At 65.4% G+C, this 9,825-nt stretch carries 8 protein-coding genes; 7 read left to right on the forward strand and 1 reads right to left on the reverse strand.

All coding sequences use genetic code 11. The features are described 5' to 3' along the window. Positions 1-322: 322 nt before the first annotated feature. The 6 genes from Q376_RS0119940 (at position 323) to Q376_RS0119965 (ending at position 7,059) form a co-directional block, all read left to right on the forward strand. A complete protein-coding gene (locus Q376_RS0119940; protein WP_043449097.1) occupies positions 323-1,903 on the forward strand; it encodes an ABC transporter substrate-binding protein in 1,581 nt (526 codons plus the stop codon). A gap of 123 nt (positions 1,904-2,026) precedes the next feature. Beyond that, positions 2,027-3,076, forward strand: a complete 1,050-nt coding sequence (locus tag Q376_RS0119945) for an ABC transporter permease (RefSeq protein ID WP_027351784.1) — start codon at positions 2,027-2,029, stop codon at positions 3,074-3,076. Then, positions 3,073-4,062: an ABC transporter permease gene (locus Q376_RS0119950; protein WP_081803679.1), complete on the forward strand. Its 990-nt coding sequence runs from the start codon at positions 3,073-3,075 to the stop codon at positions 4,060-4,062. The genes Q376_RS0119945 and Q376_RS0119950 overlap by 4 nt, the downstream gene beginning before the upstream one ends. Before the next feature lie 11 nt (positions 4,063-4,073). Further along, positions 4,074-5,087, forward strand: a complete 1,014-nt coding sequence (locus Q376_RS0119955; RefSeq protein WP_027351786.1) for an ABC transporter ATP-binding protein — start codon at positions 4,074-4,076, stop codon at positions 5,085-5,087. Beyond that, the gene (locus Q376_RS0119960) at positions 5,084-6,121 is read left to right on the forward strand and encodes an ABC transporter ATP-binding protein (protein ID WP_027351787.1); all 1,038 of its coding nucleotides are present in this window, start codon (positions 5,084-5,086) and stop codon (positions 6,119-6,121) included. Before Q376_RS0119955 ends, Q376_RS0119960 begins: the two co-directional genes overlap by 4 nt. Positions 6,122-6,153: 32 nt before the next feature. Further along, on the forward strand, positions 6,154-7,059 hold the full coding sequence (locus Q376_RS0119965; protein WP_027351788.1) for a LysR family transcriptional regulator: 906 nt from the start codon (positions 6,154-6,156) through the stop codon (positions 7,057-7,059). Between the two features lie 9 nt (positions 7,060-7,068). Here the strand turns inward: Q376_RS0119965 and Q376_RS0119970 are convergent, their stop codons facing one another. Continuing rightward, the gene (locus Q376_RS0119970; RefSeq protein WP_245599013.1) at positions 7,069-8,382 is read right to left on the reverse strand and encodes an acyltransferase family protein; all 1,314 of its coding nucleotides are present in this window, start codon (positions 8,380-8,382) and stop codon (positions 7,069-7,071) included. Positions 8,383-8,743: 361 nt separating this feature from the next. On the opposite strand from Q376_RS0119970, the gene Q376_RS23730 reads away from it, so the two are divergent. Then, positions 8,744-9,583 (forward strand): DUF3750 domain-containing protein, encoded by an 840-nt coding sequence (locus Q376_RS23730; protein ID WP_081803680.1) that lies wholly within the window; start codon positions 8,744-8,746, stop codon positions 9,581-9,583. Positions 9,584-9,825: the final 242 nt, after the last annotated feature.

The following is a 9,825-nucleotide window of genomic DNA, read 5'->3' on the forward strand; positions in this document are numbered from 1 at the left end:
CTCACCACGAGCGGATATCGAAGGGTCCTCGCCGGCTCACCACGAGTGGATATCGAAGGGACCTCGCTCCCCACAATGAACGGAGGTTGATATCCCCGAGCACCCAGTGCAGGCGCGGCAAGTCTGTAAATTTAACCCAAACTTAACACCATGCCGCCACAACGCCCATGTCCCGGTCGTTGATCGATTCCACGTATCGCCACCAAGACAATTTCTATTGCCGCGATGAAAACTCAATCACTAAGGTGGACTCGACCGTGCGTAACCAGACCGCGCTCGACGCGGCGATCACAATATCAATCACAACACGTCGGAATAGCTGATGAACCTCAGGCAAACCGCTCTGCGTACCACTTTGCTCGCCAGTCTGTTTGGCGCGGCGATTTCAACCGTTGCGTTCCAGGCCAATGCCGCGACCTTGCGTATCGCCTACGACGCCGATCCCGAGACCCTAGATATCCAGCAGCAGCTGTCGGGCGGGGTGCTGCGCCTTTCGCACCTGGTGTTCGATCCGCTGGTGCGCTGGAACAAACAGCTGGAGATCGAGCCGCGGCTGGCCACCGGTTGGGACCAGGTCGACGATACTACCCTGCGGATGACCTTGCGCTCCGGCGTCAAGTTCCATTCGGGTAACGACTTCACCGCCGAAGACGTGGTCTGGACCGTCGAGCGTCTCAAGCGCAGCCCTGACTTCCGGGCGATCTTCGAACCGATCGTCAGCGCTACCGCGATCGACGAGCACACCGTCGAGTTCAAGACCGCTTCGCCCTACCCGCTGCTGCTCAATATCGCCACCTACATCTTCCCGATGGACAGCGCCTACTACTCGGGCGAGGACGATCAGGGCAACGACAAGAGCGCGATCGTGCCGTTCGGCCAGTCGAACTTCGCGACCCAGAATGCCTCAGGCACCGGTCCGTTCAGGATCACCGCGCGCCAGCAGGGCGTCAGGGTCGATTTCGAACGATTCCCGGACTATTGGGATACCGACTCCCCCGGCAACGTCGATGAGATCGTCCTCACCCCGATCAGCGAGAATGCCACCCGGGTCGCGGCGCTGCTCTCCGGCAGTGTCGATTTCATCGATGCGGTACCGCCGAACGACATCGAGCGGGTGCGCAATGCATCCGGCGTGAATCTGGTCGAGATCCCCGGCACCCGGATCATCGGTTTCCAGCTCAATGAGGAAACCCAGGAGGCGTTCAAGGACGCGCGGGTACGCCAGGCGGTCGACTATGCGATCAACCAGGTCGGTATCGACCAGCGCTTGATGCGCGGTTTCGCCACCCCCGCCGCGCAGCTCTCGCCGGAAGGCTATGCCGGTCACAACCCAGCGCTCGAGCCGCGCTACGATGTCGAGCGCGCCCGGGCGCTGATGCAGGAGGCGGGCTACGGTGACGGCTTCTCGATCAGCATGATCTCGCCGAACAACCGCTACACCTTCGATGCCCAGATCGCTCAGGCGGTCGCGACGATGCTGTCGCAGATCGGTATCCGGGTCGATCTGCGGACCATGCCGATCACCCAGTACTGGCCGGAGTACGATACCCGCCAGGCCGACATGGCGCTGATCGGCTGGCACGCCGACACCGAGGACACCGCCAACTTCTTCCAGTACCTGACCATGTGCCGCGACGACGCCACCGGCGCCGGCCAGTACAACTTCGGCAGCTACTGCAACGAAGAGATCGATGCGATGATCAGGGCGGCCGACGTCGAGCTCGACACCGACCGGCGTTCTTCGATGCTCCAGGAAGCGGAAGCGAAGCTTCGCGACGATGCGGGCTTCATCCCGATCCACTGGCAGAACCTGGCCTATGGCGCACGTGAGAACGTCGAGCTCGAGCCGGTGGTCAACGTGCTCGACTTCCCCTATCTCGGCGACCTAGTGGTCCGCGAGTGACTCTCTAGCCAGTGACTCGAAGCGCGCACGGCTAAGCCGTGCGCGCATTCCCCTCGATTTCCATCATGGAGCGGCCCCGCAGGGGGCGGCTTCCATTCATTCGCTTTCGAAGGTAACCAGCCCATGGCGGCCTTTCTGATCAAGCGGCTCGGTCACGCCATCCTGGTGATGCTGGTGATCAGCCTGGTGGCGTTCGCGATCCAGAACAATCTCGGCGACCCGATCGCTAGCATGGTCGGCCAGTCGGTCCCTGAGTCCGAGCGTGCGGCGCTGCGCGAACAGCTCGGGCTCAACGATCCGTTCATCACCCAGTACCTGCGTTTCGCCGCGGGCGCGCTGCAGGGCGACCTCGGCAACTCCTATTTCTACCGCGAGCCGGCGCTCGATGTGATCCTGCGCCATCTGCCGGCGACCTTGGAACTGGTCTTCGCCGCGAGCCTGCTGATCCTGCTGCTCTCGGTGCCGATCGGTGTGTTCGCCGCGATCAAGCCCAGGTCGCTGCTCTCGCGGGCGTTCATGAGCGTCTCGATCCTCGGCATCTCGGTGCCGGTGTTCCTCACCGCGATCGTGCTAATCCAGCTCTATTCGATCGGCATGCAGTTCACCCTGTTTCCCGGCGACACCGGCTGGGGCGCGTGGCTCAACGGCCTGCTCTCCACCCAGGGTGGACTGCCGGCGTTCGGTCGCGGCAACCAGCTGGTCCATATCGTCGGCTCGTGGTGGACCAACTTCGCCAGCCTCGACGGCCTGCGCCACTTGATCCTGCCGGCGATCTCGCTCGCCTCGATCATGCTGCCGCTGTTCATCCGCCTGATCCGTGCCGAGATGCTCGAAGTACTGCAGTCCGAGTACGTCCGCTTCGCCCGCGCCAAAGGGCTGCACCTGCGGCGGATCTACTTCCTCCATGCGCTGAAGAACACCATGCTGCCGGTGATCACCGTCGGCGGGGTGCAGATCGGCACCATGGTCGCCTACACCATCCTCACCGAGACGGTGTTCCAGTGGCCGGGCATGGGCCTGATGTTCCTCGAGGCGATCAACCGCAGCGACATCCCGCTGATCACCGCCTACCTGATGATCGTCGGGGTGATCTTCGTGGTCACCAATACCCTCGTCGACCTGGTCTATGGCCTGGTCAACCCGACCGTCAAGCTGACCGGGAGCGCCGCATGAGCGAATCCAATCCGCCGCCCTCCGCAACCCCGGACAAGGCGCTCGAGCAGGTCGCGGCCGGTGAGCGCGTTTCACGCCTGAAGCTTCTGCGCGAGAGCTATCTCTACTACAGCTTCAAGCGTGATATCGGGGTTCAGCTCTGCCTACTGATCTTCGCGCTGATGGTGCTCGCCGCGCTGTTCGCGCCGTGGATCGCGCCCAACGATCCCTACGACCTGACCCAGATCGACATCATGAGCTCGGAGCTGCCTCCTTTCTGGGTCGACGGCAGCGACCCGCGCTTCCCCCTCGGCACCGACGCCCAGGGCCGGGACATGCTCTCGACCATTCTCTACGGCGCACGGGTATCGCTGATCATCGGCTTCGGCGCGGTGGCGCTGCAGGCACTGATCGGGGTGGTGTTCGGGCTTTTGGCCGGCTACCTCGGCGGGCGGGTCGATGCGCTGCTGATGCGCCTGGCCGACGTCCAGCTGTCGTTCTCCACCCTGATGGTGGCGATCATCGTCGGCGCGATCGTCCAGGCCAGCTTCGGCCGTGCCACCTACTCGAGCTATGCGGTGGCGCTGCTGGTGGTGATCATCGGCCTCGCCGAGTGGCCGCAGTACGCACGCACGGTGCGCGCCACGGTGCTTGCCGAGAAGGGCAAGGAGTACGTCGACGCGGCCAGGGTGATCGGGCTGCCGAGCCGGCGGATCATGTTCCGCCACATCCTGCCCAACGCGATGTCGCCGATCTTCGTCATCTCCACGGTGCAGATCGCCAACGCGATCATCTCCGAGGCCGCGCTCTCCTTCCTCGGCCTCGGCATGCCCGAGACCCAGCCCTCGCTCGGCTCGCTGATCCGCTCCGGCTTCGACTACATCCAGTCGGGCTCATGGTGGATCACCCTGCTGCCCGGTGCGGTGCTGGTGGTGCTGGTGCTGGTGATCAACCTGCTCGGCGACTGGCTGCGCGACGTGATGAACCCGCGTCTGTACAAGAATTGAGGAGCCCTCCCATGCCTTTACTCGAAGTCGAAGGGCTGGACGTGCGCTTCGCGCTGCGCCAGGGCGAGGTGCAGGCGCTGCGCGACGTCTCCTTCTCCCTGGAGCGCGGTGAGCGCCTCGGTATCGTCGGCGAGTCCGGCGCCGGCAAGTCGGTGGCCGCGTTCGCGCTGCTCAACCTGATCTCGCGTCCCGGCTTCATCCACGCCGGCAGCATCCGTTTCGACAATGAAGAGCTCACCCGCTACAGCGAGCGCCAGTGGCGCCGCACCAGGGGCAATCGGATCTCGATGATCTTCCAGGACCCGATGATGACGCTCAATCCGGTGCTGACCATCGGCGCGCAGATGATCGAGTGCCTGCGCGCCCACCGCAGGATCTCCACCTCCGAGGCGCGCAAGCTTTCGCTGGCGCGGCTGCGCCAGGTCCAGATCCCCTCCCCTGAGCAGCGATTGGACCAGTATCCCCATGAGCTCTCCGGGGGGATGCGCCAGCGGATCGTGATCGCCATCGCCCTGCTGCTCGACCCCGACCTGATCGTCGCCGATGAGCCAACCACCGCGCTCGACGTGACCATCCAGGCCGAGATCATGGCGCTGCTGCTCGAGCTCTGCGAACGCCACAACGTCGGCCTGATCCTGATCACCCACGATCTCGGCGTGGTCAGCCAGGTGACCCAGCGGATGCTGGTGATGTACGCCGGCCGCGTGATCGAGTCGGGGCCGACCCGCGAGATCATCAACGACCCACAGCATCCCTACACCCAGGGGCTGATCAACGCGCTGCCGCAGATGACTCCCCCCGGGCAGCGGCTCAACCAGATTCGCGGCTCGATGCCATCGCTCGCCCATATCCCGAGCGGCTGCGCTTTCCATCCCCGCTGCGATTTCGCCCAGCTGCCCGACGGCTCGCCCCGACCGGGCTGCCGGGCCCAGGTGCCGCCGTTCGTCGACTCCGGCAACTGCCGGGTCGCCTGCCACATGGTGCGCCAGATGCAACAGCTCGATCTCGAGGAGGCCACGCCATGAGCGCCAACCATGCCATCGCTACCGATGAAGCCGCGCCGCTGCTCGAGATCAAGGGGCTGCGCAAGCGCTTCTCGCTCAGCGCAGGACTGCTCGACCAGCTGCGCTTTCGCGGCGGGCGCCTGGTGAGAAACCGCAAGTACGTGCACGCGATCAACGGCGTCGACCTCGAGGTCCTGCGCGGCGAGGCGCTGTGCGTGGTCGGTGAGTCGGGCTGCGGCAAGTCGACCGTGGCGCGCACGGTGATGGGACTGATCAGCCCCAGCGAAGGCGAGATCCGCTATCGCGGAGAGCGCATCGACGGGCTGGCGCCGCGCGCCCTGCTGCCCTATCGGCGGCGAATGCAGATGATCTTCCAGAACCCCTACGCCTCGCTCAACCCGCGGATGACGATCAGCCAGACCCTGCAGGAGCCGATCCGCTTCCACCACCCCGACTGGGAGCGCCGGCGGGTCGAGGAGAAGGTAGTGGAGGTGATGGAGGCGGTCGGCATTGCCCCGGACTGGGGCAAGCGCTTCGGCCACGAGTTCTCCGGCGGCCAGCGCCAGCGTATCGCGATCGCGCGCGCGCTGGCGGTCGACCCCGAGTTCATCGTCGCCGACGAGCCGATCTCGGCGCTCGACGTCTCGATCCAGGCCCAGGTGCTCAACCTGATGATGGACGCCCAGCGCGAGCGCGATCTCACCTACCTGTTCATCACCCACGACCTCGCCGTGGTCGAGCATTTCGGCACCCGGGTAGTGGTGATGTACCTGGGCACGGTCTGCGAGGTAGCACCCACCGCCGCGCTGTTCGCCACCCCGCGCCACCCCTACACCAGGGCGCTGCTCTCGGCGATTCCTCGGCTCAGCGACCACGGCGTCGAACGGGTACGGCTTTCCGGCGAGGTGCCGACCCCGGTGGAGCTGCCCCCGGGCTGCGTGTTCCACGGCCGCTGCCCGATCGCCAACGAGCGCTGTCGCCGTGAGATTCCGCAACTGGCGCGCCATGGTGATACGCTGATCGCCTGTCACGCCGTCGAGGAGGGTCGCGATTGAGTTCCAGCACTCGAGCGACGGAGCGCTGAGCGATGGAGACCCGATGGCTCGAGGACTTCGTCGTGCTCGCGCGAACCCGCCATTTCTCCCGCGCCGCGGAGCTTTCGAACGTCTCGCAGCCGACCTTCTCCCGCCGGATCAAGCTGCTCGAGGAGGAGATCGGCGCGCCGCTGATCAATCGCCAGAGCCTGCCGCTGTCGTTGACTCCGGCCGGAGAGGAGTTCCTGGTACTGTGCGAGCAGATCCAGGAGCGCCTGCGCCTGACCCGCGAGAGAATCCGCGCGATCGACGCCGGAGCGGAGCGCCGGGTACTGCTCGCCGCGCCCCATAGCCTGCTGGTCCACTTCGTCGACGAGTGGAGCCGCCGGCACCGGGTGCACGACCGGCTGACCCCTTATCTGCGTGCCACCAGCTGGCTGATCCGCGACTACTTCGACGCGCTGGAGCGCGGTGAGTGCGAGCTGGCGCTGTGCTACTGGCCCACCCGGCGGATCGAGCCACCTCTGGATCTCGATGCGTTCGATTCGGTGGTGGTCGGCAGCGAGCGGCTGCTGCCGCTCAGCGCCCCTGACCCACAGGGCGCGCCACGCTTCCGGCTGCCCGGAGAGCGCCGCCGGCCGCTGCCGCACATCGCCTTCCACCCTCGCGGACTGCTCGACGCCACGCTGCGCGCGCACCTCGGCGAACAATCGCAGCCTCCCTTCCTCACCACGCTCAGCGAGAGCATCCAGGCGGTCAACATCCTCGAACTGGTCAAGGGCGGCTACGGGCTCGGCTGGCTGCCCGCCCGCACCGCCCGCGCGGCGCTGGCCAGCGGCGAGCTGGTCGCCGCCGGCCAGCGCGACTGGGAAGTACCGCTCGAGCTGCGGCTGTTCCGCGCCAGACGCCCCCGGACAGAGGCGCTTGAGGCGCTGTGGGCCGAGATAAGCACGCGCTGAGGCCGAGGCTCAGGCCTGCTTGGGCAGCAAGTGGGCGACCAGCCATTGGCGTACCCGCACCACGAACTGCTCCTGGAACACCACACAGAACAGCACCGTCAGCAGCAGATAGAGCGGATACCAGGCAAGCGAGGTCTCACCCGCGGCGTCGAAACAGGCGCGCCACTCGCCCACCGCACACAGCGAGGGCTCTCCGGCCAGCACCATTTCGACCCGGGAGAAGATCAGGTAGAGCGGTACGTGCAGCGCGAACATCGGCAGCGAGGCACCGCCAAGCCGCGAAGCGATCCGTTGCCAGCGCGCCGATCCGGTCGAGGGCAGCTGCACGCAGAGAAACAGCAGGGCGAGCTGGGCCGGCAGCATCAGGCCATTGTGCAACAGGTAGTAGGCCGCACTGCCCTTGCCCCCGGTGAGCAGCCAAGAGGCGATCACGATCTCGACCACGATCAGCACCATCAGCGCCCCCGCCATCGCCGGCGAGAGCCCGACCCCCGCCTCGCGACGGCGATGGTAGAGCGCGCACAGCACGATACCGGCGAGGAACTCCGGCAGCCGGATCAGCGGATTGCGGTGCAGGATGCCGGTTTCCGGCACGCCGTAGCTGGTGGTCAGTATCACCACCACCGGCGGCACCAGGTAGAGCAGGTTGAGCAGGGAGAGCGCCGGAAGCGGACGACGCAGCCCGCGCAGCCAGGGGCCCAACAGCGGGAAGGTCAGATAGAAGAAGAACAGCGCCGAGATCGACCAGGACGGCGCGTTGAAGGTCAGGTAGTAAGGGTTCCAGGCATGGGTCATGGTCAGGTTCATGACCGCCGCCAGCAGCAGCTCTCGATCGTCGAGCCAGTGGAAGAGCGACTCCGCCGGCGTATCGTTATTGGTGTCGTAGATCACGAAGCGAAACGAGGTGTTCTCGACGTCCTCGGGGGTAAGCGCAAGCAGCGGCAGCACCACGAGGACCATCACGGTGAGCAGGATCGCACCAATATGGATCGGATAGAGATTGGAGATCCTCTTGGTCAGGAAGCTGCGGCTCGACTCGCGCATTTCGAAGCCCCCTCCCGCGCGGGCTTCGAGATAGACATGGGCAAGCAGGAAACCCGAGAGCAGGAAGAAGGTGCTGGTCGAGAAGAAACCGATGTTGGTGATGTAGGGCGCCCAGGGCAGCACATCCCCATAGTGGTGCAGGGTATGGAATATGACGATGTAGAAACCCAGCCAAAAACGCAGCCACTCGAGCGGAATGAATCGCTCCTTACCGGTCGAGGTCGTGACGGCGCTCTTCTTTCGCTCTTGCATGCCGATGGCGTCTTTTTCAATCACCATGAACGGTGGCTCTCCTTGCGGTACATGCTCTTCCCTGGCATCGGACCTGGGTATTCTAGGTATGGTACTTGCATCAAGAGGCTGCGCATGCCCCCGCCGGGGTCCATTGTCGCGGAACCCTGCGTCGCTTCAATTGCCTTAAGGTGTCATTACGTGACGTCGCGTAGGCGCTCTCGCCGCCCGCGCGCCAACGGATGGCCGCGTCCGGCACTCCGTCAATCCATCTCGCCTTGCCCAGAGCATCCCTTGGGCCAGCGCGAGACGAGGATCGACAACGGCTCAGGACCATTCCAGCCCGATACGATCGAGCGCGGATGGCTTTCGGACAGCGCCCGATGGGCCCGATACGCGTGGTAGCCCCATGGATAGAACCCAAGAAGCATCTCTTCTTTGTGCCCTGACCAAGCGTGCGGCCACCGCATTCGCGCTGCTGCTACTGGCCCTTGCCCTGCTGCTTTCCGGTCCCCTGTCGATGCTCGCCCTGCAGCGCATCGACGCGGTGGCCGACACACCGATCAGCTTCGAGCGCACCAGCGCCGGGCTTGCGCCATCCCCCGCCGATACGCCGGAGGCGGTGGTACAGGTCTATGCGGTCCGGCTGTACGACTGGCGTGGCGCCTTCGCCGTGCATACCTGGATTGCCGCCAAGCCAGCCAACGCCTCCGCCTACACCACCTATCAAGTCTATCAGTGGCGCACGCCCCACGTGAGCGTTTCCCAGCAGATTCCCGATCGAATGCGCCGAGGCACGGCGCCCATGCTGCTCGGCGAAACCCGCGGCGCCACCGCCGAGCGCGCGATCGAGGAGATTCGCCGCGCCGTCGCCGACTATCCGGCGGCGAACCACTATCGCGCATGGCCAGGGCCGAACAGCAACACCTTCATCGCCTGGGTGCTGCGTCGCACACCCGAGCTATCGGTAGTGCTACCGGCCACCGCGATCGGCAAGGACTACCCGATCGACGGCTTTCTCGCGTCCACCCCCTCCGGCACCGGCTACCAGCTCTCCCTCGCCGGCATGCTCGGCATCAGCCTCGGGCTGCACGAAGGCATCGAGTTCAACCTGCTCGGGCTGAACTTCGGCACCGACTTCCTCCACCCCGCGATCAAGCTTCCCGGCATCGGCCGCATCGGCATGCCCGCCTACGCCGCCCTCGACACCGTCCCGGCCAACGACGCCGAGACCGGCGCCAATCCTTGAGTGCCGCCGCCCGATCCCTCGACTGGCGCCACCATTGCCGAGCCAGTGCTCAACCTTGGCGCGTATCGGCGCCGCTCGGGACGAACGGGTGGGGTTGGCGCGAAGGACCAGCATACCGGCCGTTCGTGGTGAGCCGGGCCTCCGTCTACTTGGGCAATCTTGCGAGACACCATGAATGCCGAGTTCGAATTCGACCTTGGCGCGTATAGCGCCGCTCGGGACGAACGGGTGGGGGTTGGCGC

Source organism: Halotalea alkalilenta DSM 17697, assembly GCF_000621205.1.
Classification (GTDB): domain Bacteria; phylum Pseudomonadota; class Gammaproteobacteria; order Pseudomonadales; family Halomonadaceae; genus Halotalea; species Halotalea alkalilenta.